The sequence below is a fragment of the Pantoea sp. nfd-35 genome (genome assembly GCF_056892255.1).
Genome location: NZ_CP122403.1, coordinates 2,348,878 through 2,373,257, shown reverse-complemented (window position 1 = coordinate 2,373,257; position 24,380 = coordinate 2,348,878). Strand labels below are relative to the sequence as shown.

Annotated in this window: 21 protein-coding genes; 14 read left to right on the top strand and 7 right to left on the bottom strand. The window is 57.6% G+C overall.

What is annotated here, in order from left to right:
• Positions 1 to 265: 265 nt before the first annotated feature.
• The 3 genes from P9J57_RS11030 to P9J57_RS11020 all read left to right on the top strand — a co-directional run bounded on the left by P9J57_RS11030 (position 266) and on the right by P9J57_RS11020 (position 1,413).
• Positions 266 to 613 carry a helix-turn-helix domain-containing protein gene (locus P9J57_RS11030; protein WP_013025716.1) on the top strand — a complete coding sequence of 116 codons (348 nt, stop codon included), beginning with the start codon at positions 266 to 268 and terminating at the stop codon, positions 611 to 613.
• 96 nt (positions 614 to 709) lie between these two features.
• Complete coding sequence (locus P9J57_RS11025; protein WP_014605886.1) at positions 710 to 1,147, top strand: ribonuclease domain-containing protein; 438 nt, start codon at positions 710 to 712, stop codon at positions 1,145 to 1,147.
• A gap of 2 nt (positions 1,148 to 1,149) precedes the next feature.
• A complete protein-coding gene (locus P9J57_RS11020) occupies positions 1,150 to 1,413 on the top strand; it encodes a barstar family protein (protein WP_014605885.1) in 264 nt (87 codons plus the stop codon).
• Here the strand turns inward: P9J57_RS11020 and P9J57_RS11015 are convergent.
• The 4 genes from P9J57_RS11015 to P9J57_RS11000 all read right to left on the bottom strand — a co-directional run bounded on the left by P9J57_RS11015 (position 1,410) and on the right by P9J57_RS11000 (position 9,423).
• Positions 1,410 to 3,785, bottom strand: coding sequence for a virulence factor SrfC family protein (locus P9J57_RS11015; protein WP_014605884.1), 2,376 nt, complete (start codon positions 3,783 to 3,785; stop codon positions 1,410 to 1,412). The genes P9J57_RS11020 and P9J57_RS11015 overlap by 4 nt on opposite strands.
• Complete coding sequence (locus P9J57_RS11010; RefSeq protein WP_014593666.1) at positions 3,782 to 6,745, bottom strand: virulence factor SrfB; 2,964 nt, start codon at positions 6,743 to 6,745, stop codon at positions 3,782 to 3,784. The genes P9J57_RS11015 and P9J57_RS11010 overlap by 4 nt, the downstream gene beginning before the upstream one ends.
• 2 nt (positions 6,746 to 6,747) lie before the next feature.
• Positions 6,748 to 8,085, bottom strand: a complete 1,338-nt coding sequence (locus P9J57_RS11005) for an SrfA family protein (RefSeq protein WP_263751522.1) — start codon at positions 8,083 to 8,085, stop codon at positions 6,748 to 6,750.
• A gap of 162 nt (positions 8,086 to 8,247) precedes the next feature.
• Complete coding sequence (locus P9J57_RS11000; RefSeq protein ID WP_300963951.1) at positions 8,248 to 9,423, bottom strand: benzoate/H(+) symporter BenE family transporter; 1,176 nt, start codon at positions 9,421 to 9,423, stop codon at positions 8,248 to 8,250.
• 92 nt (positions 9,424 to 9,515) lie between these two features.
• Between P9J57_RS11000 and P9J57_RS10995 the strand changes: the two genes are divergently transcribed.
• Together P9J57_RS10995 and P9J57_RS10990 are read left to right on the top strand one after the other, a co-directional pair.
• Entirely contained in the window at positions 9,516 to 10,061 is a 546-nt protein-coding gene (locus tag P9J57_RS10995; RefSeq protein WP_014605881.1) for a helix-turn-helix domain-containing protein, read from the top strand.
• A gap of 152 nt (positions 10,062 to 10,213) precedes the next feature.
• Complete coding sequence (locus P9J57_RS10990) at positions 10,214 to 10,771, top strand: isochorismatase family protein (protein WP_015700340.1); 558 nt, start codon at positions 10,214 to 10,216, stop codon at positions 10,769 to 10,771.
• Between the two features lie 503 nt (positions 10,772 to 11,274).
• Here the strand turns inward: P9J57_RS10990 and P9J57_RS10985 are convergent.
• Positions 11,275 to 11,367 carry a hypothetical protein gene (locus P9J57_RS10985; protein WP_336246565.1) on the bottom strand — a complete coding sequence of 31 codons (93 nt, stop codon included), beginning with the start codon at positions 11,365 to 11,367 and terminating at the stop codon, positions 11,275 to 11,277.
• Between the two features lie 307 nt (positions 11,368 to 11,674).
• Complete coding sequence (gene pqqU / locus P9J57_RS10980) at positions 11,675 to 13,801, bottom strand: TonB-dependent receptor PqqU (RefSeq protein ID WP_300963952.1); 2,127 nt, start codon at positions 13,799 to 13,801, stop codon at positions 11,675 to 11,677.
• 385 nt (positions 13,802 to 14,186) lie between these two features.
• Here pqqU and P9J57_RS10975 point away from each other — a divergent pair, with 385 nt between their 5' ends.
• A complete protein-coding gene (locus P9J57_RS10975) occupies positions 14,187 to 15,047 on the top strand; it encodes an NAD(P)-dependent oxidoreductase (RefSeq protein WP_028715114.1) in 861 nt (286 codons plus the stop codon).
• Positions 15,044 to 15,826 (top strand): AraC family transcriptional regulator, encoded by a 783-nt coding sequence (locus tag P9J57_RS10970; RefSeq protein WP_024471589.1) that lies wholly within the window; start codon positions 15,044 to 15,046, stop codon positions 15,824 to 15,826. Before P9J57_RS10975 ends, P9J57_RS10970 begins: the two co-directional genes overlap by 4 nt.
• On the opposite strand, the gene leuA is transcribed toward P9J57_RS10970, so the two are convergent.
• Positions 15,747 to 17,462 carry a 2-isopropylmalate synthase gene (gene leuA, locus P9J57_RS10965; RefSeq protein ID WP_014605876.1) on the bottom strand — a complete coding sequence of 572 codons (1,716 nt, stop codon included), beginning with the start codon at positions 17,460 to 17,462 and terminating at the stop codon, positions 15,747 to 15,749. The two genes, P9J57_RS10970 and leuA, sit on opposite strands and share 80 nt — an antisense overlap.
• Before the next feature lie 186 nt (positions 17,463 to 17,648).
• Between leuA and P9J57_RS10960 the strand changes: the two genes are divergently transcribed.
• From P9J57_RS10960 to pqqF, 7 genes are all read left to right on the top strand, one after another.
• A complete protein-coding gene (locus tag P9J57_RS10960) occupies positions 17,649 to 18,671 on the top strand; it encodes a dipeptidase (RefSeq protein ID WP_078828668.1) in 1,023 nt (340 codons plus the stop codon).
• Positions 18,672 to 18,816: 145 nt separating this feature from the next.
• Positions 18,817 to 18,888 (top strand): pyrroloquinoline quinone precursor peptide PqqA, encoded by a 72-nt coding sequence (gene pqqA, locus P9J57_RS10955; protein WP_009090272.1) that lies wholly within the window; start codon positions 18,817 to 18,819, stop codon positions 18,886 to 18,888.
• Between the two features lie 52 nt (positions 18,889 to 18,940).
• Complete coding sequence (gene pqqB, locus P9J57_RS10950) at positions 18,941 to 19,858, top strand: pyrroloquinoline quinone biosynthesis protein PqqB (RefSeq protein WP_014593676.1); 918 nt, start codon at positions 18,941 to 18,943, stop codon at positions 19,856 to 19,858.
• Between the two features lie 3 nt (positions 19,859 to 19,861).
• Positions 19,862 to 20,617, top strand: a complete 756-nt coding sequence (pqqC, locus tag P9J57_RS10945; RefSeq protein WP_013025732.1) for a pyrroloquinoline-quinone synthase PqqC — start codon at positions 19,862 to 19,864, stop codon at positions 20,615 to 20,617.
• A gap of 2 nt (positions 20,618 to 20,619) precedes the next feature.
• Complete coding sequence (gene pqqD / locus P9J57_RS10940) at positions 20,620 to 20,898, top strand: pyrroloquinoline quinone biosynthesis peptide chaperone PqqD (protein WP_013025733.1); 279 nt, start codon at positions 20,620 to 20,622, stop codon at positions 20,896 to 20,898.
• Entirely contained in the window at positions 20,885 to 22,027 is a 1,143-nt protein-coding gene (gene pqqE, locus P9J57_RS10935; protein WP_013025734.1) for a pyrroloquinoline quinone biosynthesis protein PqqE, read from the top strand. The genes pqqD and pqqE overlap by 14 nt, the downstream gene beginning before the upstream one ends.
• Entirely contained in the window at positions 22,027 to 24,288 is a 2,262-nt protein-coding gene (gene pqqF, locus P9J57_RS10930) for a pyrroloquinoline quinone biosynthesis protein PqqF (RefSeq protein ID WP_483279206.1), read from the top strand. Before pqqE ends, pqqF begins: the two co-directional genes overlap by 1 nt.
• Positions 24,289 to 24,380: the final 92 nt, after the last annotated feature.

The window sequence follows — 24,380 nt, the reverse complement described above, 5'->3', positions numbered from 1 at the left end:
AGGCCAATATTTGCAACTTCTATGGTTGCAATTTATCGCGAGGAGTGTAGGCTTGTGCGGCTAAGAACTGCAAGAATTACTGATACACTTTATGTGCGGTTTTCAACGCCGCGATCGGTGCATGACAGCAGCCAAAAATAAGCCCCATAAAAAGTGCGGCATTTAATGTATTAATTAAACTTGCATTAAATGGCATTGTCAGCCACGCTTTAAGTGTAACTGCAACTGATACTAATACTGTTCGCACCGCGACGGGAGAATAAACATGATGAGTAACGCTTTTATTCACGACCTGATTAGCTGGATCGATAACAATATCGAAGCACGTCTCGATCTCGACACCGTTTCTGAGCGCGCTGGCTATTCAAAATGGCACCTGCAACGGATGTTTAAAGAGCACACCGGCTATCCACTGGGTGAATACATTCGCATGAAGAAGCTGAAAAAATCGGCCGACCGTCTGACCAGCACCAACGAGCCTATCCTGAATGTAGCGATATCGCTGGGATTTGACTCGCAACAGTCTTTTAACCGCAGCTTTAAGCGTCAGTACGGTGTTGCCCCGGGTGCATGGCGCCGTCACACTGTGCCTTCGCAGTCAGCCATGCAGTAAAAGCAGTTTACCGCCAGGGCCAGGCAATCTGGCCCGCGCTTTTTTATCGCCCGCTAAAGCTGTTATCATCTGCATCCTGTTTAAAGGGATGCCATCATGTCAAAAAAACTGTGGGTTGGACTGGTTCTAATCCTTGTTCTCTGTTGGGTGGGGTTAAGACCTTATCTGACGTCTGCACCAGCCAAAACGTCGGCCTCGGATATCGCTGCCTTAACGGATGTGCGAACGGTCGCCCGTTGGGTGCTGCAGCATCAGCAATTGCCCGATTACTACATTACCAAAAAGCAGGCGCGTCGCCTTGGCTGGAATCCAGCGAAAGGGGACTTGTGTGAGGTGTTGCCGGGGCGGGCTATCGGCGGCGATCGCTTTTCCAACCGGGAACGAAAATTGCCTGAACGCGCCGATCGCCAGTGGTTCGAGGCGGATGTGAACTACCGCTGTGGTCACCGTGAGGCTGACAGGCTGGTCTACTCCTCTGATGGTCTGGTTTTCCTCTCGACCGACCACTATCGCACCTTTAAGCCGGTTCAGTAACCATGCTGACCTTAAGCTTTGATCTGCGCCAGCTCATCGATCGCGAGGCTTTTTATCATGCGTTTGCGGCGCAGAGCGATTGTCCTGCCGGATTTGGCAATAATCTGGATGCGCTATGGGACTGGCTGACCGGAGGGATGGCGTTGCCCGCCACGATTCATCTGCTGCATGCAGAACGGCGCAATGAGGAACTGGCCCCCGTGGTGGCGTTGCTGGAAGAGGCGGCGCAGTCGCTGGCGGGCGAGCTGCGCCTGATTTACGGTTAGTGGCGCAGTGGCTTAAGCAGGGCTGTAAGTGACTCTCGCGCTGCAACCGGCAGGTCGCCCCCACCGGTATAGCCATTGTTTTCGATAATCACTGTGTTAAGCCCCACCAGCCAGTCGTAAATATAATAGGCCGTATGGTTTGCTGGCGCGGCGGAAAGCTTCGTCAGGCGCTGTCCTGCGCTGAAATTAACGCTGGGTGCCGGCGGGCGCGAGAAAACAGGCTGCCCGCGATTGACCCGGCTGCCAGGACGTTCCGATTCCGGACGCTGCAGGAAGCCCAGCCAGGCCACAAAATCCCCCAGCACCGTCATCGCGCGCGTGACCTGACGGTCAGCACGTGATTCATGCGTCATGCTCTGCGCATCGGGTTCATGCAGCGCCTGCTGCAGGGACTGCAGAATACCGGTACGAAAGCTGGCCGTGATCAACTCTTCGATCAACCACTCCATCGTGGCTTTATCAATATTCAGTAAAGCCAGCAGGCTCTGATTTTCCGGCAGCTGACGCAGGTGGTTAAGCCACAGGCTAAACACCTGACGCGGGAATTGTGCCGAGCCCTGACCGAAGCTGGTCTGCTTCGGGGCGGGCTGTTCAACTTCGTTATCGCTGAACAAATCAAATTCAAAGCCAATACCAAACTGATTTTCCGGGGCCTGAATGCTGGACGTCGCCGCCGGAACGGATGAGGTGGACTGGTTGAGCCAGAGCTGACGCAGGGCCTCGCGGGAGGGCTGTAAGCGCTCAAGCAGTTCGCCATGTAAACCGGTGCGGTGTTGTAAACACTTCAGCAGTGTATCGGCGATGCTTTGCTTGCGTGCCGCCTGGTCGGGCGATGCACCCGCTTCCGTCCAGGGCTGAAGCCGACGCTCGACAACGGTGTGCTGAATTTGTGCCAGTTGTGCGATCAGCATATCGCGACGGGCTTCAGGCTGCATTTCTTCCTGTAGCCAGTCAGACATCCGGTCCACGCCTGCGCGATCCAGTGCCAGCATGGAACCCCATTGCTGACCCGGCTGCCCCACCTGACGCTGCACTGCCTCGTCGACGTTGATCTGCTGATGCCGCGCATCGTAAGGGGTAATAGCCCAAATAAGACGGGGTTTCTCGCCCGCCTCATTGACTGGCTGGTGACGCTGCCATTCCCGTAACGCCTGACTGGCGACGTCAACATCCTGACGCTGGCTGGCGGCGGTGCAGATTAACAGCAAATCGATACTCTGGCGGGCGGCATAAATACCCGGTATCAGTGTACGTTTGTGCTCCAGCAGGCGTGCGCGTAGTGCATCCTGCTGCTGCAGGCGCTGGCGCTCTTCACGCAGGGCCGGATCGCTGGGCGTACCCGGTGCGGGCAGCTCCAGCATGTCTGCGTCATCATAGAGCGCGGTGCGCGGGGTGGAGCTAAGGGGAATAGTGACCTCAAGCGTGAGCAGGGCAAGTAATCCCAACGCCACGTTCTGCGGTTTACCCAGACGGTTACCGTTTAACGGGCAAACCTCGATTGGCAGCGACTGATCCTGCTCGCTGGCGGGAACAATCAGCTGCTCCGCGGGCAACAGGGCGTTATCCGTCAGCAGGCTAAGCGGAGCCAGTACCCGGGTGCTGTTACGAAGCTGATGGCGCAGATGCAGTAAACTCCGCACCAGCTCATTCAGGGCGGGCTCGGCTGGCCACAGCAGTGAAAACAGCTGCACGCGGTCGTCAACGCTCAGCCAGGGTGCCAGTTCAACAGCCTGTGGCCAGAAGTGGCGATCCAGCTGTGCGTCATACAGGTGATGACGACGGCACCAGGACCAGAGCGTGACCAGCGCGTCGCTCTCCAGACCCGGCAGTGGCGTGGTTAAGCGATGGCGTTGCAGGCGTTGCAACACGCTGTCAATTTTTGCGGTGTCGGGCTGGGTGACACCGCCACCACAGGAGATGGCCAGGCGCAGCACGTCGGCCTCGCTTAGCAGCGTCAGCTCAACGGGCCACTCTGAAGAGAGGGGTTCCCGCTGGTGGGTAAAACGCGTTGCGGTGGCGAAGTCGAGATTGCCGGGATTCACATTCTGAAAATAATTCACCGGTTTATCACTTAACGCGGTGATCAACTGGCCCTGTGCATCGGCCACCATTTCCGTCAACAGCCAGGCTTTACCCGCCTGGGACTGGCCAAACAGCGCCAGCGTCACCGGGCGCGCAACCTGCTGCGCCAGGGCCTGGGCCTGTACACGAGCCTGCCGTAGCTGCAGGGTCAGGGTTTCGGCTTCCAGAGCCAGACGGGGCGACTGCTCGCGGGTATTCTCAATCCAGGCCAGGCTGCCGTTCAGGGCGTCCTGCAATAAACTCAGGCGTTTTGCCAGCGTCTGCGGCTGGCGGGGTTTTACCGATCTCATCGTTTACACACACTCCCGCTGTCAATCCAGTATTGCGCATTGGCATTGCCCGTGGCGGAGAGAGTATTGAGTTTGAGGCTCAGATGTTCAAGCGGAACACGCGTGCCATCATCCAGTTTAGCCTCGCTTAACACCAGATTTTCAGGGCCGGGCGCACCCGGACCGGCCTTCACGGCGAGCTTGACGCGCAGGACACTTTCCCCCGCAACCTTACGCGCCAGCGCTGCATCATTGAGCGTCAGGCTGTAGAGTGGCGAGGCAGGCCAGCGCTCATTATCTAACTGGCGGAATCCCAGGCACACGTTGCCGCGAATACGAAAGCTGGTTTTGCGATCCAGCGAAAACTGCTGATCGTCGAGGTCGATTTCGCTGTAGCACAGGTTTTCGTCCGTCAGCGCCTGATTTTCGTCCAGCATACCGAGATAACGAATGGTTGAATAAGGCTCAAAGTCGCCTGCACGGAACCAAAAGCTGCTCAGACGCAAATCCAGCGCCAGCAGGCACAGCATTGCGCCGACCGCGGCGGTCGATTTGGGGTTATCAATGCGACCATGTTTATTAAACGGATACCAGTCGCTGGTGTGATAGCCCTCAAGCGATAAAATACGGCTGCCCGGCAGCGGCTGCAGATGACGTACCAGCGCCTGAATGCCAGGGAAGCGCGAAGGACGTCCGGTCAGCAACAGGACGTCACACTGGTAGAGTGACACCACTTCACACATAGAGCGCAGCGCCGGAATGATCGCCATGCGATGCTGCATAAACTCACCGTGCAACTGAGCCATGCTGACCACCAGCGGCACCTCAAGCAGATCAAAACGGCTGTTGCCACCGAGTTCACGCTGAATTTCACCGTTAACAAACGCCAGCACCGCATCGGCAGGGCGCTGATCGACCAGTTCGCCGAACAGCGCATTGATCTCGGCGTGGCTTTCCAGCGGATCCCAGTTTTCGTAGCGCTCCAGCACCGCCTGAGCCAGCGGGATAAACAGCTGCAGCGTCGCCTGCTGGCGTAACGTGGCCTGTCCGTCCATGCGGCTGTCGTGACCAAACAGCTTGTTGATCAGCGGCTCCGCCAGGGTCAGCCCGGCTTTTTGCAGGCTCTGTTGCAGAGCGGGTAAAATCCACAGCTGGATCACGTCCAGCAGAATATCGTCACCGGCGACTTTAAAGCCTTCACGAAACAGCAGGCGCGGGGTGATTTTGACGTTATTACCCTGGCCGTCGTCAAGACGATACTGGGTAATCGCTAAATCGGTGGTGCCGCCGCCTATATCAATAGAGGCAATACGCAGGCTCTTGCCCGGCAGTTCATCCGCCTCACGCGGGCGGTCGGGACGTGCCATGCTGCTAAAGAAATCTTCTGCCCGTCCGGCAAAGTTCACCTGTGTCTCATTAAACAGCCACACCATCTGGCCACAGGTGGCTTCGTCCCACTCCATCTGCACATCCGGAACGGGCTTGCTGCTCTGGGCCTGGCTCTGCTCGGTAAAATCCTCATCGGCCGGGTGCCAGCCCTCGGCTTTCCACACCAGCGCGATGGCTTCCTGCATGCGGCGGCGGAAGATCTCCCGTTCAGGTTTTGGCATGGCAGACGGCAGGGTCAAAATAACGTGGCGCAGCTGACGCGGGGCATGGCTTTGCGGCATACGTTGGCGCTGTGCCGCACTGTTCATTTGCATTAGCGCCTGAGCCAGCAACTCACACAACATAAAGGTCATCAGCGAACTGCGGCTGTAGTGGGCGGAGAACACCGGTAAGCGTTCATCCACGGGCAGGGCGTACAGCGGCTGACCTTCATCATTCATCAACGAGGTAAACGGCGCGGCGCAGGCCTGAGGTTCCCCCTGCGGGCTCTGCTGATTAAAGCGCCAGCCCGGCTGATAGCGTGCTTCATCCCACAGGTAACGGCGTGGACTGGACAGGCCGGTACTGCCTTCCAGACCGGCGCGTTGCAGGGCCAGGCGACTGGCTTCACGCCCAACGCGGGTTAACGAGGGCCACATAAAAGCCTGCTCGCGGCCGCTTTCCAGTGAAAAATTGGCTTTACCAAAACGCGCTTCGGCAAATTCCAGCCGGCTGTCGAACAGTTCGTTATACACCCGATGCGGCTGAGACAGGTCGCGCATTTGCAGTTCATAGGTCTGCTTCAGGCCGTTGCTCTCTTCCGGATGGTCTTCCACCAGAATGCCGCAGGTGTGGGAATTCCCTACGTCGAGAATAATATCGACGTTGACCGCCGGGGTTTGCAGCGTGGCGGCCTGAATGTGGATCTCGGTCAGGTTAAGCTGCTCGCCCAGTAATTCCAGCAGGTTAAGGTAATGCGCCTGATATTCAAACTCGCGCAGTGCCTGGCTGATGGCCTGCTCCCGGCGATCCGCTACGCGGTCGGTGAAGGACTCACGCAACCAGCCATCAACCCAGGTATGGTCAAGGAATTCGCCCAGCTCGTAGTTATGCCAGGCCAGCGCAAAGGTCACGCCGTTCTGCGCATCGGAAGGCGTGAGTCCGAGTTGCTCGCCGCCGTCTTCATCAGCGACGCAGCGGGTATCGAAAGCCAGCGTGACGCGGTGCGTATTGCCGGTGCTGTCGGGTTTATCCAGGGCCACCAGACGCATGCGCGCCCAGTTTTCAGGGCCGCCAATAAAGCGGCGGCCCGATGCGCAACGCAGCATCGGCAGGGGCAACCAGCAGGCTTCCAGCAGCGTCAGCGAGTCTGACAGGGCGATGTCGGTTTCAGGGCGAACCACTTCAGGCGCGCCACCGTCCTGTGGGTAAAGTAAAAATTTGCCGCTGTTGCCGTCCACGTTCAGTCGCAGCAATGGGCCGTTTGCCGTCTGGCGCACAAACTGGCGACGCGCTTGAGGCGCGGAAAGCTGCAGACCAAAATCCAGGAACTGCACGCCGCTGTTCTCAATCAGAGAAATTTTCTGCTTATCATCGATCAGGGGAGCCAACATAGTTACTTACTCTCACGCTTAATCGTAATGGGATACACACGATCCGCACTGTACTGCGCTTCACAGACGGCCGCGCCAATGCTGGAATGACACACTAACAATGGCATACGGTAACGGGATTTGTCCGCGCACCGGGCAGTAAAGCGGCTCTCAATCACCAGGTTTCCTGCGCTGGTCATCGCGGCCGTCACGTCGGCCTTACAGGTGGTATTGCCCTGACTGATCTGCACGCTGCCTTTCCCTTTATTGAACTGGAAACGCATCACCGGCGGTTTACCGGTCGGAGTTTTGATCTGTTCAATATCCACACGCCAGCGGCCATCAATGACCTGTACCTGTCCATCGCGCACGGCATCCGGCGTCACCACCAGATCGTCGGGTTTGGCGGGCACAGCAGGCACCACCACATTTGTAAGGGTTGATGAGGGCGCGGGCGCAGCGGAAGTTGGCGCAGCCGCAGTTGATGCATTTGCGACCACCGCCGCCGGTTTCTGCGGCAGCGTGGCAGACAGTTTTTCAGCAGACGCGACGACCGCCGGTGGCTTAGTGGCGGTAACCGGGGTGTTTTGCGCGACCGGTTGCGTGACCGTCACCGGTTCTGACTGAGGCAGATGCAAGATCACAGCGGTCGCTGCCGCGGCGGCAACCGCCAGGGTTGGAAGTAAATACCACAGGCGAAAAGGCCGACGACGCGCTGTCGCCGTGGGCGTAGGTTCTGGGGCCTGAACCGCGCTTTCCTGGACCGGCGGCGTCACGATCTCCGGCTCCGGTGCGATAACAGGTTCGGGTTCGGAGGCGGCAGGGATCGTCACCGGTTCGGGCGGCGGTTCAACCAGCACGGTTGGCAGCGACTCTTCAAGACTGTCTCGCAGGCAGGCCAGCGCATCGTCGCGATTCCGCTCCTGCGCGTCAACAAATCCCCAAAAGGTAATGACGGGTTTGCCGTTGACCAGATAAACATATTGCTGATTGGGAAACTGCAAGCTTTTGCCTAACAGCGCGCCGAACAGGCGCATTGCCGGATTGGCCGCACCGCTGGCGCTGGCGCTGATGGCTTGCAGATCCTGCTGACAAGCTGTGAGATGTTGTAAAGCCTGGCGGCGTTCATAATCGCTGGCGCCCATCCAGGACTTAACCTTGCCCGGGAAGGGCGAGTACCAGTCAAGCCGGTCGCCACGTTCGTTCGTTTGTGGAATCGCCAGGCAATTTGCCAGCGCGCTCTGACGGCGCAAACGCAGGGTTTCACGGATTTGCAGGGCGGACGCATATACAGGCTGGCCGTTCTCGCCCAAAGCCAGAACCGCATCCAGATTGCCGCTGCGCAGAAAAGTTTTTGCCACCTGTTAAGCCCTTATCGGTCGTTGTCTGAGGCAGAAGATCGCGTGTTATCGTCGATTACGGTGATTTTACGTGGGACAATGGCAAATCAAACCGCTGAAAAAGGGGATAAATGCGTGGTTTTTTGACCCGCTGGCGGGAAAATAACCAATGCCCAGATGATGTTACGCTGTTTTACGCTTTAATAACAGATGTGCAACCACACCGCCGACCAGGCCCCAGAACGCCGCGCCGATGCCGCAGAGTGTTACCCCGGATGCGGTGATCAAAAAGGCTATCAGGGCGCTGTCCCGCTCCTCGGGCTGCTCAAGCGCCCGTTGCAGACTGCCGCCGAGCGTGGCAAGCAGTGCCAGCCCCGCCAGCACCTGCACCATTACCGCAGGCAGTGCGCTGAACAACACGGCAATTAACGCGCCGGAAAAGCCAGCCAGCAGATAAAAAAAACCGGCCAGCGCGGCAGCTATCCAACGGCGACGGGGATCGACATCCACATCTTCTCCCATGCAAATGGCCGCCGTAATCGCCGCCACACAAACCGAAAACCCGCCAAACGGTGACAAGACCAGGGCCAGCAGTCCTGTCCAGCTCATCAACGCGGAGACCGGGGGGCGGTAGCCATGGGCGTGCAATGTGGCGATGCCCGGTGCATTTTGTGACGCCATGGTCACCAGAAAATAGGGAAGACCCACACCGATAAGCACAGGCCATGAAAAGGTCGGCCAGACAGGGCCGGGAAGGCTGAAACTCGCCGCATGCGCGGGAAAATAGAGGCTGTTTTGCCCGTATGCGACAGCCAGACCTGCCAGCAGCGCGATCAGAATGGCGTAGCGAGCCAACCACCGGCGTGCCAGCAGCCAAACACAGCACATTGCGCCCGCCAGGGTAAAATTTACCGCTAAATCGCTAAACGTCTGCAGGCCAAAGCGCAGTAAAATCCCGGCCAGCATGGCGGCGGCCAGCGAGGCAGGGATGTAGTTCATTAGTCGGGCAAACAGGCCCGTCACCCCGCACAACACAATCAGGGCATTGGCAAAAACAAATACGCCGACGGCTTCGTGTATCGATGCGCCCTGAAGGCTGGTGGCGAGTAATGCCGCGCCCGGCGTGGACCAGGCGGCTAAAATCGGCATCCGGTACGCCAGAGAGAGCCCCGCTGAAGCAATGCCCATCGCCAGGCCAATGACGGAAAGCCAGCCGGCAATTTGCGCGGATGAGGCGCCCGCGGACAGGGCAACCTGATAGATAATCGCACCGGTACTGCTGTAGCCGACTAATACCGCCACCAGGCCGGAAACGGCCATGGGCAGGGTAACGGGAAAGGGTGCGCGGCGTGCTGACATGGTGTAACCCTCTTGTGCGTTATAGCGCACATCCTCGCACAGGGCGTTATAACGCACAAGTGTTACACTGAAGCGGTAAAGCAGGAGATAACATGGAAAATTTGCATCAATATCTTGGCGATGGGCTAAAACAATTGCGCCAGGCCAATGGCTGGAGCCTGAGCTTAACCGCAGAAAAAACGGGCGTCAGTAAGGCGATGCTGGGCCAGATTGAACGCGGCGAGTCCAGCCCCACGGTCGCGACCTTGTGGAAAATAGCGACCGGCTTCAACGTTCCGTTCTCATTTTTTGTTCATTCCGGGACACATTCCGCAGGCGAGGTGACCTGTTACCGGCAGCAGAATGCGCAGATGGCGGTTACGCCGCTGCTGCCTTACGACGCCCGGTTGCGTTTTGATTTACTGGCGGTTGAGCTGGCAGCGGGTGCGCAAAGCGACTCCACTGCCCATGAGAAAGGGGTGATTGAGCAGGTGGTGGTACTGGAAGGGGAACTGTTGTTAGGCGTGGAAGAGACCTGGCGACGGCTTAAACAGGGCGAAGCCTTTCAGTTCCGGGCCGACGTCGCTCACAGCTATCGTAATCCCCTTGACCGCCGCCTGCGGTTTCACAGCCTGATCCACTATCTGGGCCGAACCTGAGCTTACAAATTGAAACCAGCCGCGTCTGTTCAGGCCCGACCGGCATTTGTATACTTCATTTCCCTTGTATGGCGCGCTTTGCAGGCTGTCTCAACGCCCGCCGTCTGCGCCATACTGACGCTTTATCTGTTACCGATTTGTGAGGAATGACTATGGCTATAACCACACTTGATGCGAAAACCGCTCTGATCGTCATCGATCTGCAAGAGGGGATTGTTGCGCTGCCAGTTGTGCACGAGCCACAGCCGGTGATTGAACGCTGCGCGCGACTTGCCAGCGCTTTTCGTGAAAAGGATCTGCCCGTCGTGCTCGTCAACGTGGCAGGCGGTGCGCCTGGTCGCAATGAACAGCCGCGTCACGAAGGCGAGCTGCCTGCAAACTGGGCGATCCTGGTGCCCGCCATGACACCGCAGCATAACGATCTGACCATCACCAAAAAAACCTGGGGCGCGTTTCATGACACCGCGCTGCATGATGAACTGCAAAAGCGTGGCATTACCCAGGTGGTCATTTGCGGCATTGCCACCAGTATTGGCGTGGAATCGACGGCGCGTGAGGCGTACGCATCAGGTTACAACGTCACGCTTGCAGTGGATGCGATGACCGATCTCAATAGTGATACGCACGAAAACAGCATCAAGCGCGTCTTTCCCCGCCTGGGTGAAACGGGCAGCTATAATGATGTGATTGCCAAACTGAACGCGCTGTAAACCCTGTCAGGCAGGCCTGGGATTGAGCAGCATCACGCCCAGTCCCTGGAAATCGTTCAGGTTACGCGTGACCTGAATGACATCGTGCTGTAGCGCCGTTGCCGCAATCAGCGCATCGGTTGCGGAACGTCAGTCGGGCAGGTGCAGCATGGCGCACCGGCCTGCGAACGGACCATCGGCAACCTTCTCTGGCGATCCGCCTCAAGCTCCTGCGTCTGATACTCGTGGTGCAAACGTTATGCCTGCTACCCATCCCGCCCTTCAAGACGCAAAATACCTGTCTCTGTTCCAGCCGCGTCAGGGCTGAAATGAACGTGCTGTCAAGGTCAATAGCATTAGCCCATGCCAGGACATGGGGATCAACACGCGGCGTGCCTGCCTTACGCAACTCAGAAAGGATCGGGTTATCCAGCGGATAACGCATCAGAAGCCGGCATCTCGGCCGGTGATGACAGGCCGTTCAGGTTCGAAATCAGTATCTGCCGTTTCAGGCATTGCCAGCGTCATGGCCAGATTTTTTTACCGCCCGTTAACCTCGGATATGCCTCAACCGTTAACAGGACATGAGCGGGTTTATCGTGATCGGTGATGTACACTGGACCTTCCTCCGCCCTTTTTTTCGCCTTGGTAACATCCTGATTAAAGGCACGACTGAAACAGATTTTGCTGCTCAACGTGCGTGCTCCTTATGATGTCGTTACTACATGAATTTTAGGGGCGTGGACTTTGTTTGAGCGAGTTTTGAACAAAAATTCGAGCGCTTTCGCAAATAGGTATTCTGGAGGCCGACGTTGACGGCGAAAGAGGGTAATGCGTCAGGGGATTGTGCCAGGCGCGACGAGAATAACCTGAGAGGTCGCCACGCTGCGCCGCCGCGTTGTGCTCACGCGGCGGCCATGTTCACTACTGGAAAGCGTAACTGACCGTCAGGCCCACGCTGTAGTTGCGCCCCGGAGCGGGTTCAAAGTAGCGACCGTTGCTTTCATTGACGATCACCGAGCCAACGTAGTTGCGGTCAAACAGGTTATCCACCCGACCAAACAAATCCAGCGTCCAGGCATCGACAAGCCACTTATAGCCGCTGTTGACCGAGGTGATGGCATAGGAAGGCGCACGGACCGCATTGCTGTCATCCGCTGCGATGTTGCTCATATAACGCCATTCCGCTCCGGCATAAAAGCCTTCTTCAGGTGCATAAGCCAGCCCGGTATACAGCATATTGCGCGCAATGCCCGGAATACGGTTGCCGTCGCAGCTGGCGTTGCCGCAGGCATTACTGCGATAGCGCGCATCCAGCAGCGTATAGGCCATTTTCAGTCGCCAGTCGTAGTTAACCTGCTGATCGAACGCCAGTTCGAGGCCACGCCGACGGGTTTCTCCGGCATTTTTGTATGTGGTGCGTCCGCCGCTATTGCTGTCGACAACAATTTCATCCTGAGTATCGGTCTGGAAAACGGCAGCGCTGAGCAGGCCATTGCCCAGACGTTTTTTGCTGCCTAACTCAACCGTGTCGCTGGTCGCGGGTTTCAGCCCCAGATTCAGGCCGGACTGATCGTCTGAACGATAGGACAGCTCATTAATCGTCGGGGTTTCAAATCCACGGCCGGCAGATAAATAGGCATTCCAGCTGTCGTCAAACGCATACTTCAGCGCGGCGGCGGGCAGCCATTTGTGATAACGGGCATCGCCACTGTCATCGCCGTTGCCTGGCGTGATGTAAAAGTCGTTGGAGTCAAAACTGACCGTACTGAAACGGACGCCTGCATCCAGCGACCATTTTTGACTGAGCTGCCAGGTGGTCTGCAAATAGGGATCAAGATTCCACATCAGGTTACGTTCGTTGCGCCGCATATTTCCCTGCTCACCGAACTGCGTCACGCCGTTGGCCGTAGTGAAATTCTCAAAACCTTTGCGCTGTTCGCTCATGGTTTCGTAATCCAGCCCGGCAGTCAGCGTGACCGGAACCGAAAACAGATCATCACGGTGTGTCCAGCGGGTATCAATGCCCTGATAGTGACGGGTCAACGCGATCACGCCGCCGGGATGCGATGGGCTTCGCTGCACGTTGGCAGGAATGGACTGGAACTGCGTCGTTTCACGCATCCCGGCATACATCATCACGCTCAGGTCGTCGTTTTCGCTCATCCGACGCTGATAGTGCAGGCCGCCCTGGGTTTGATCGACGGTTTTGCGGGTGTTGTAAAGTGAGACATTACTAACAACCTGACGGGGATTCGCGCGCCACTGGTCAGGCGTTAACCCACCCGGGTCCTGCGCGTCGATATGAACGCTGTTAAACAGTAAGGTCAGGGTGCTGACGTCATCAATGCGTACGCCCAGCTTTGCGTTACCCAGATTTTTTTGCGCGGCGCTGTGGTCGCGATAACCGTGAGTGGTAAAGCGCGAGGCGGAAAGCGTGTAATTGACATCGCCGGCTTTTGTGCCGTCGCCGGTGGCGCCGCTGGCTTTCACGCTGTTGCGCCAGCTACCGTAGCTGCCAAACCAACTCCCTGCTTCAAGTGTGGGGGGCTGCTGACCGGTCTGAGTGGTAACGTTAATGACGCCGCCGGAGGCATTGCCATACAGCGCAGAAAACGGCCCACGCAGCACCTCCACCCGATTGACCGAACCGATATCAATATTGGACGTTTGTCCCTGACCATCCGGCATGGTGGCCGGAATGCCATCGACATAAATGCGCAGGCCACGGACCCCGTAAGTCGAACGGGAACCAAAGCCGCGCACGGACAACTGCAGGTCCTGTGCATAATTTTGCCGGTTTTGGATCTGCAACCCCGGTACGCTGGTCAGGTTTTCTGACAGGTTAACGCGCGGGGCGGCCTGGCGCATATCGTCGCCGTTTACCACGCTCACGGCGGCAGGCGTATCAAGTTCATTAAGGCCTTTTACTGGCGGCGCGGCGCTGACAACAAGGGTATTACCGCCATCTGCCGCAAACAGCGGCAGCGGAAAGAGGACAGGCAGCACTAATAACGGCAGGCTTGCCTGGCGTGATCGCTTAATATTCATCGGTATTTGGCCTGAAAGCGTGGATCCCTGGGTATATGTCGCCTGCCAGAGTGACGAAAACAACGGTGGCTATCGGCAGGTCGCGAAAATGGTGGTACTAAATGAACCAACTGGAACAATCGCGACACATGTTACTGGTTTTGTCAGAGGTTTGGAAAGCGTAAATGATTGGCCGGTTTATGTGATCGCATCGTCGCCAACCTTGTTATTCTCTGACCGGCTTGACCCCGCGAAGAGGCCTGTCGGGCCACGGTGTCTTCATGGCCCGTTACGCGCAGGTCACGGCGTGCCGACGGGACGCGCCGGGTAACAGATGCTACATTTTAGCCTGCGCCGTCAGGTACACAGAAGACGGATACCCATAATCAGAACGAAGGAAATCAGCATGAAACAACCTGATGTTGCAGTACTGGGATTAGGGGCGATGGGGCATGCCTTTGCCGCTAATTTACTGAAAAAGGGGTTCAGAGTGTACGGCTGGAACCGCACCCGTGCGCGGGGGGAAGATTTGATTGCGGCGGGACTGACGTTAACCGATTCCGCAGCGGAAGCCGTGCAGAAGGCGGACGTGGTAATTGCCATGTTGTCCGACGGCGAGACCACAGAGCAGGTCCTGCACGAGGCGAAAGCGGCGCTGAAACAGGGCGCAACGCTGTGCCAGATGGGCACGATCGGCGTTGAAAAAACGGATGCGCTGATCACTTTCTTTGCTCAGGCTCGTCCCGATGTGGTGTTTATCGACGCGCCGGTTTCCGGTACCAAGGCGCCCGCAGAGAACGCCCAGATTCTGGTGATGGCCAGTGGCGATCGGTCCCGTGCTCAGGCCGCAGAGGCCGTCTTCGACGCGATAGGTAAAGGAACGCAGTGGCTGGGTGAGGCGGGCAAGAGCGCGCGCATGAAGCTAGTCATCAACAGCTGGCTGATTGGTCTGATGCAGAGCCTGGCCGAAAGTACCCGGCTTGCCGACCAGTTTGGTTTCTCAACCGACGATCTGTGGCAGGTGCTGGACGGTGGCCCGCTGGCGGCGCCTTATGCCAAAATGAAGCTGGGCATGATGGCCAGCGATGATTATACCCCGCAGATGCATCTGCAATGGGCGCTTAAAGACGCGAAGCTGGCACTGGACGCCTCAGACAGTTCACTGCCCGCGCTGGAAAATATCGCCAGCGTCTGGCAGCAGGCCGTGGAAGCTGGGCACGGTGAAGAGGACTTAGCCGTGATCTATAAATATCTTAAGTCGCAATGAGTTCAAGGGTCAGTTTTGATTTCAGCACGCGCCCGCTGGTGCCGCTGGCGCACGACTATTCGCATGGTGCGACAGAACCCTGGCACCATCACAGCTGCGCGCAGCTTATTCATACGCTGAGCGGCGTCGTGCGCGTGGAAACAGAACAGGGCAGTTGGACCGTACCGCCAAGTCGTGGCGTCTGGCTGCCCGCTTTTACTCGTCATCGCTTGTACATTACCGGCGCAGTCGCCGCACGCACGCTGTTTATCGATCCCCTTGCCAGGGCCGATCTTCCCGCCAGCTGCCAGGTCGTGCAGATTTCAGCCCTGCTGCGCGAGCTGATCATCCACGCCATCGATTTGCCTGTGTCCTATGCGCCAGCCAGCCGTAGCGAGCGGATTTATGAATTGATTCTGGATGAAATTCGCGGCATGGATGCGCTGCCTTATGCGTTGCCCCTGCCACAGAGCCCACGTTTACGGGCGCTGTGCATGCAGATTCAGGCCGATCTGGCGGGCGACTGGTCTCTGGCGGCGGCCAGCGCCAGGCTCAACCTGTCTGGCCGGACGCTGGCTCGCCATTTCGTGCGTGAAACCGGCCTGCAGTTCAGTGACTGGGTCCGGCGGGCGCGCGTGGCTGTTGCACTGACACGGCTGGCGCAGGGCGACAGCGTATTGCGCGTGGCTTTGGATCTGGGCTATGAAAGCCCGAGTGCCTTTAGCGCCATGTTTCGCCGTCTGCTGGGTGTATCGCCAACGGACTATTTTCCTGCGGCAGAAAGTGGCTTGCCGCGTTAAGCAACGCCTGCAGTGCGGCGCGCGACGTATCATTGTCGATGCTGACGCCCCAGTGGCGTTCGCCCTGAAGGTTGATGCAGCTGACATAGGCAACTGAGCGGCTGTCGCTACGTTTTCCCAGCGTATGTTCATGATAATCTTCAATGGTCAGCGCCAGGTCGAGGGACTGACGGAGTGCCGTCACAGCGGCGGAAAGCAGGCCATTACCGCGGCCTGTCAGACGCAGAGTGCGGCCCTGATGATGGACGTGGGCACGCAGTTGCGTCTGCTCGCCCGACTCGCTTTGACTGTGCGCTTCCATCAGGCGCAGAGCGGGCTGCTCAATCTGATAGTGACGGCAGAAAAGCTGCCAGACAGCGTGCTGCGTCATTTCTTTACCGTGCAGATCGCTCTCCTGCTGAACGCAACGGCTGAAATCCTGCTGCAGAGGGCGGGGAAGTTGCAGGCCATGATTTTGCTCCAGCAACCAGGCGGCGCCGCTTTTACCCGACTGGCTGTTTACCCGAATCACAGCTTCGTAACTGCAGCCGATATCGGCAGGGTCGAGTGGCAAATAGGGGATCTGCCACTGCGTTTCCTTATGCTGGCGGCGGTAAGCGAATCCCTTCTTAATCGCATCCTGATGCGAGCCGGAAAAAGCGGTAAATACCAGCTCCCCGGCATAGGGATGACGGGGATGAACCGGCAGTTTATTGCAGTCGGTCACCACCTCAATAACCCGCGCCATATCACTAAAGTCCAGTCCCGGCGCAATGCCCTGGGTATAAAGATTTAACGCCAACGTCACCAAATCAACGTTACCTGTACGTTCACCATTGCCAAACAGGCAGCCTTCAATCCGATCCGCGCCTGCCAGCAGGGCAAGTTCCGCGCAGGCGACGCCCGTTCCTCTGTCGTTATGAGGATGAACGCTGATACATACCGCGTCGCGTCGGCTAAAGTGACGGCAGAAAAACTCTATCTGATCGGCATAGACGTTGGGCGTATTCACTTCAACAGTGGCGGGCAGGTTGATGATCATGGGACGTTCCGGGCTGGGTTGCCAGACCTCTGCTACCGCCTCACATATCTCCAGCGCGAAGGCCGGCTCTGTAAAACAGAAGGTTTCGGGTGAATATTCAAAGCTCCACTGTGTGTCAGGCGCGGCCTCACATGCAGCACGAATCTGTCTTGCGCTCGTGGTCGCCAGCGCCACGATCTGTGTTTTACTCTGATTAAACACGCGTTCGCGAAATAAGGGGGCGGTGGCATTATACAAATGCACAATGGCGCGCGGTGCGCCTTCCAGTGCGCAGAATGTTCTGTCAATCAGGTCGTGACGTGCTGGCGTTAACACCTGCAACGTCACGTCATCAGGAATGCGCTTTTGTTCGATAAGATCCCGCACGAAGTCAAAATCCGTTTGCGAGGCAGAAGGAAAGGCGGCTTCAATCTCTTTAACGCCGCAGTCCAGTAATAATTGCCAGAACTGCAGTTTCTGCGCACGATTCATCGGTTCTGCCAGGGCCTGATTGCCATCCCGCAGGTCGGTAGACAGCCAGCGCGGCGCACGGGTGATCTGCTGTGAAGGCCACTGGCGAGAGGCCAGATCAACGGACGGGAACGGACGATATTTCTCAGCCGGATGCATCAACATAGTCATCTCCTTGTAGGTGTTAATCCAGTGTGGCGTGGCGTTACGCCCGCCGCGCGCGGAAAACTGACAACCTGAAGCGCAAAAGTGACAATTTTGTTGACGCCTTGTGGCGCTGAGTGCGCAGGCGTTTGCTGAAGGGGAAAGAGAGCGGTAGCATAACCTGATGTTTCTCAAGGTGGTTTCCCTATGCTGGTTTTCGACGGGCACAACGATCTGTTACTCAATCTGTGGCTGTACCATCGCGATGCGCCCGCAGAGGCTTTCTATGCGGGCGTGCCAAAAGGTCACCTCGACTTTCCTCGTATGCAGCAGGGCGGTTTTGCCGGTGGGCTGTTTGCTGTTTTTGTGCCGCCGCAGGACTATCTCGCTCAGGTTGCTCCGGCTCGCGCCGCGCAAGAACCCTATGATCCGCTGACAATCATGTGGCAGCAGCTGGCGATACTGCAGCAGATCGCTGCGCAGTCAGCGGGCCGTGCCAGGCTATGCCACAGCGCTGCAGAGATTGAAGCCTGCCGTGCTGAGGGCGTGCTGGCGCTGGTGGCGCATATTGAAGGGGCCGACGCGCTGGATGCGGAGGGCGAAACGCTAAACGCCTTCTACCAGGCAGGTGTTCGCTCTATCGGCCCATTCTGGAATCTGAAAAATCGCTTCGGCGAAGGGGTTAACGGCAGTTTTCCAGGTTCGCCAGATACGGGGCCAGGCCTGACGGCAGAAGGGGAAGCGCTTATCAGGCAGGCCGCTGCCTTAAACATGATGATTGATGTGTCGCATATGAATGAAAAAGCCTTCTGGGATACGGTCCGGCTTTCCGCTGCGCCGCTGGTGGCCAGCCACTCTAATGCTCACGTTTTATGTGCTCAGCCGCGCAACCTGACCGATAACCAGCTTAAGGCGATGCATGCCAGCGGTGGGCTGGTTGGCATAAACTTTGGCAATGCGTTCCTTCGTGCTGATGGAAAACGCGACAGCGATACCGATCTGACAGAAATCGTCAAACATTGCGATCACTTAATTAACATAATGGGCGAAGATCACGTGGCATTCGGTTCAGACTTTGACGGGATCTCGCCGCCTGAGGCGTTAGGTGACGTCCGCGGTCTGCCGCGATTGCTCGCCGTTTTTCGCGACTCGGGCTATGATCAACGCATGCTGGAAAAATTAACGTGGGGAAACTGGCTGCGGGTTTTGCAACACACAGGACTGCACTAACATGTTTTCTTACGGGCTTTTCATTGATTTCACCTGGCCGTCTGCGTGAAAATAGTGTGACAAGGTTCGCATTTTAACCCCTGTCACAATGCTGTCTTGCAGTCATTCATTTGTCTGTTTATCTCAATCTATAAGGAAGAAAGTTATGTGGAAAAAACCAACGTTTGTTGACCTGCGCCTCGGTCTGGAAGTGACGCTGTACATCTCCAACCGCTAATCACTTGCCCGCCGTCTGTGCGGGCATTTTGTTTCAACACCTGGTTCCTTTCATGTTTATTAAAGTCCTTGGATCGGCTGCAGGCGGTGGATTCCCTCAGTGGAATTGCAACTGCCCCAACTGTGATGGTGTGCGTAACGGGACTCTGCAGGCCAGCCCGCGCACCCAGTCCTCCATCATCATCAGTGATAACGGTGAAGACTGGGTTCTCTGCAATGCCTCACCTGACATCAGCCAGCAAATACTGCACACGCCTGAATTAGTGAAAAAAGGCGTTCTGCGCGGGACCGCGATCGGCGGCATTATTCTTACCGACAGTCAGATTGACCACACCACCGGGCTGCTCAGCCTGCGTGAGGGCTGTCCGCATCAGGTGTGGTGTACACCCGAAGTGCATGACGATCTGACGACCGGTTTCCCGGTGTTTACCATGCTGAAACACTGGAATGGCGGACTTCAACACCGGCCCATTCGTCCGTTAACGCCGTTTAACGTGGATGTGTGTCCGGATCTCCAGTTTACCGCTATCCCGATCCTCAGCAATGCACCGCCGTATTCACCTTACCGTGACCGTCCGTTACCGGGCCACAACGTCGCGCTGTTTATTGAAAACCGCGCCAACGGCCAGACGCTCCTGTATGCCCCGGGGCTTGGGGAGCCGGATGCGGTGATCCTGCCCTGGCTTGAGCAGGCCGACTGCCTGCTGATTGATGGTACGGTATGGCAGGATGATGAATTACTGACCGCGGGCGTGGGTAAAAATACCGGCAAGGCCATGGGCCACCTGGCGCTGGCCGAAGAGCAGGGGCTGATGGCACTGCTCGCCCGTCTGCCAGCAAAACGAAAGATTTTAATCCATATTAACAACACGAATCCCGTTCTCAACGAACAGTCACCTCAGCGGCAGTACCTGACACAACAGGGCATTGAGGTGAGTCACGACGGGATGGCGATACATCTTCAGGACTAAACGATGCTGATTACGGAAACCCTGTCGCCGCAGGCCTTTGAACAGGCGCTGCGTGATAAAGGCGCCTACTACCATATTCATCACCCGTACCATATTGCGATGCATAACGGTCAGGCCACGCCTGAGCAGATTCAGGGATGGGTGGCGAATCGCTTTTACTACCAGACCAGCATTCCGCTGAAAGACGCGGCGATCATGGCCAACTGCCCCGATCCGGCAACCCGACGTAAATGGGTACAACGCATCCTGGATCATGATGGCAGCCAGGGCGAAGATGGCGGCATTGAGGCCTGGTTACGCCTGGGCGAAGCGGTGGGCTTAAGCCGGGATGAACTGGTCTCGGAGCAGCATGTCCTGCCGGGCGTCCGGTTTGCGGTTGATGCCTATGTCAGTTTTGCCCGTCGCGCAAACTGGCAGGAAGCGGCCTGCAGCTCGCTGACCGAGCTGTTTGCGCCTCAGATACATCAGTCCCGGCTCGACAGCTGGCCGCAGCACTATCCGTGGATCAAAGAAGAAGGTTACTTCTATTTCCGTAGCCGCCTGAGTCAGGCCAACCGCGACGTGGAGCACGGCCTGGCACTGGCGCTGGCGTTTTGCGACACCGCCGAAAAACAGAACCGCATGCTGGAGATCCTGCAGTTCAAGCTGGACATTCTGTGGACCATGCTGGATGCCATGACCATGGCTTACGAACTTCAACGCCCGCCTTATCATAGCGTGACGGATAAAGCGGCCTGGCACACAACCCGACTGGTATAACGATGAACGAACACACAATTGCCGCCTTTCGCCGGGGCTACCGTATGCAATGGGAAGCGGCACAGGACAGCCACGTCGTGCTTTACCCGGAAGGCATGGCGAAACTCAATGAAACCGCCGCCGCCATTCTGGAGCTGGTTGACGGCAAGCAGGATATCGCCGCGATCATTGCCATTCTGGATGCGCGTTTCCCCGAGGCAGGCGGTGTGGGCGAGGATGTCAAAGAATTCCTGCAGTCAGCCTATGAACAGAAGTGGATACAGTTCCGTGAACCAGCATAAACCCGGCGTCAATCCGCCCCTGTGGCTGCTGGCCGAGCTGACGTACCGCTGTCCGCTCCAGTGCCCGTACTGCTCAAATCCACTGGATTTTGCCCAGCAGGAAAAAGAGCTGAGCACTGAACAGTGGATCGACGTCTTTCGCCAAGCACGCGCCATGGGCAGCGTTCAGCTCGGCTTTTCCGGCGGGGAGCCGTTAACGCGCAAAGACCTGCCCGACCTGATCAAAGCGGCACGTGACTTAGGTTTTTATACCAACCTGATTACCTCCGGGATTGGCCTGACGGAGAAAAAGCTTGAGGCTTTCAGCGACGCGGGACTGGATCATATTCAGATCAGTTTCCAGGCCAGTGATGAAACCCTTAACGCGGCGCTGGCCGGCTCTAAGAAGGCGTTTCAGCAGAAGCTGGAGATGGCGCGCGCGGTCAAAGCCCACGGCTATCCCATGGTGCTGAACTTCGTGCTGCATCGTCACAATATCGATCAGATCGATAAGATTATCGATCTGTGCATCGAGCTTGAAGCCGATGATGTGGAGCTGGCGACCTGTCAGTTTTACGGCTGGGCGCAGTTAAACCGTGAGGGATTGCTGCCTACCCGTGAGCAGATCGCCCGGGCCGAAGGCATCGTGAATCAGTACCGTGCGCGCATGAGCGACAGCGGTAGCCTCACCAATCTGCTGTTCGTGACGCCTGACTATTATGAAGAACGTCCCAAGCCCTGCATGGGCGGTTGGGGCGCGATCTTCCTGAGCGTCACGCCCGATGGCACCGCGCTTCCGTGCCACAGCGCACGCCAGCTGCCGGTGGCTTTCCCCTCTGTGCTTGAACAGAGCCTGGAGGATATCTGGTACCACTCGTTTGGCTTCAACCGCTATCGCGGCTATGACTGGATGCCGGAACCCTGTCGCTCCTGTGACGAAAAAGAGAAAGATTTTGGCGGCTGTCGCTGTCAGGCCTTTATGCTTACCGGCGATGCAGACAATGCCGATCCGGTCTGCAGCAAATCGCCGCACCATGGCAAAATCCTTGATGCCCGCCGTGAAGCCGACTGCAGCGACATTAAAATTGGTCAGCTTCAGTTCCGCAATCGCAGCAATTCTCAGCTGATCTATAAAACGCGGATTCTGTAATGCATTCACGCTGCCTGCAACTCAATGGACTGAACGTAACGCTGTGCCACCAGCCGGACGCCACCCAGGCGGCGGCGCTGGTCAAAGTGGCGGCAGGCAGCCATGACGAGCCAGAGCGCTGGCCTGGACTCGCGCATTTGCTGGAGCACCTGCTTTTTACTGGCAGTCAGCGCTGGCCGCATGATGGGCGGCTGATGAGTTGGGTTCAGGCGAACGGCGGACAGGTGAATGCTACCACCCAGGCACGCGAAAGCGCCTGGTTTTTTGAGGTCACCCCCGACAACTTCAGTGAAGGCCTGTTGCGCCTGCAGGATATGCTGAGTGCGCCGAGCCTGACCCGCGAGGCCATCAGCCAGGAAATCGCGGTGATTGATGCAGAGTACCGCCTGCTGCAGCGCCATGCTGCGGCCCGCACGGAAGCCGCCATGTTTACGCCAGTGACGTCTCCGGCGCAGTTTAAACGCTTTCATGTCGGGAACAGGATGTCGTTCGGTGACAACGTCACTGATTTGCAGGCGGCGCTGCGGGCTTTTCATCAGCGCTTCTTTCACTCAGACAACCTGACGCTGTGGCTGCAGGGCCCACAGTCGCTGGAACAGCTCACCGCGTTGGCGAAGGCGTTTGCCGCTGCGTTTCAGCCACGCAACAGTGCCAGGCGGCCCGATGCCCCGGTAATGCTTTCGCCCAACAGGGCGCTGGCGTTACAGCAGGAAGGGCCATCAGCACTCTGGCAAAGCTGGATTTTACCCGCGCAACTTCGTGACAGTGTCACTTTACTGCGCGAGTTTTTCCTTGATGATGCCCCAGGCGGGCTGCTGGAAACGCTGTATGCACGCACGCGGGCCAGCCAGCCTGACGTGAAATGGCTTTATCAGTCGGACGCGGACATGTGGGTGGCGGTCACGTTCGTCACGGAGGATCCGGCCGCTGTTCCGCCCCTGATCGCGTCCTTTCTTGAGGCGCTGCGCCATACCACGCCGGTGCAGCGGCAGCACTACTGGCAGCTGGCGCAGCAGCGCCTGGCCGCACAGTCCCCCCTGCAGCAACTTCAGGCGCGCGCGCTGGGCTTTGCGGCCGTGGGCGACTGTCCCGACCTGGACGCCTTACTGAACGAAATGCACGCCGCCACAGCGACCACGCTGATGTGCGCCGCCGAGGTTAAAGGTGAAACGCACAGGGTTCAGGGTTATGACCTGTCACTGACAGCCTGGCAAAAGCCCGTGATGAATTGCCCGCCCGTCAGGTGGACATTTTACCCGCAGCCGAATCTCTTGCCGCTGCGTGCAGAGCCGACCGGTCAGGCCGTGTTACCCCATATCACACCGGATGAGACGCAGGGCACGCTGGTGCTGCGTCCTGAACTTTATACAACATGGGCAGCCGGCGCGGCCTGCGAGCCTGAGTTACGCCCCGTGTTTGCGGTGCTGCGGCATTTTTCCGGCAGCGGAGAGTGGCGTGAGGTGCAGGGCGTCTGGCAACTCACCCTGCGCCTGCCGTCAGACAAGACGCTGCTCAGTGCGGCACTGGGGCAGCTTGTGCAATGCCTGATGCAGACACACAGCGTATCCACGCCGGTGATACCGGGCATTGCGATACGCGAACTGCTGCGCCAGCTGCCGCTCCGGCTGGCGACGTCACTCAATCCGCAATGCTGGCGTGCCGTCCTGCTCGGGGGCAATGCCGAACAGCATCGGCTCGTGTCCCGGCAGTTGAGTGTGCTGACGGTGAATTCACCTACGCGCCCTGAGTACCGCTGCGTAGGCGGTGAAACCTGTATTCCCCATCCCAGCGATGACAGTGCCGTTCTGCTGTTTATTCCCCTGGGCGACCCGCAGCAGCTGGCCGCACTTCGCGCGCTGGCGCTGATCTGTGAGCCGCGCTTTTATCAGCGCTACCGGGTAGAACAGCCGATCGGCTACGTCGTCAGTTGCCGCTACCATCGCAGTACGGATAGCGATGGTCTTCTCTTTGCGCTTCAGTCACCGGATTGTCCGGCATCGACCCTGATCCAATACTGCGAAGACTTTCTGCGTGACATAGCGATCTACATTGCCCAGCAGGCAATCGATCCGCTCAAAACGCCGCTTTTGCAGGTGAAAGAAGATGCACGTGAAGTGGCGTTACGCCAGGCGAATGGGTTGCCAAACCTGGAGGCGGAGAAGATAGCCGCACTCACTGAGGGAGAGGTGAAGCAGTTACAGCAGCATTTACTGACCGATCGGCACCGCTGGCAGATCCTGTATGCTAAAGGTAAGAATTAGAATAATCACACACTGATATTGCTGAATAATTTTGATTGTTTACGCCAAATCTGTTCACTTTTACTTCCTGCTTATATGGCTCAGACTCAAGG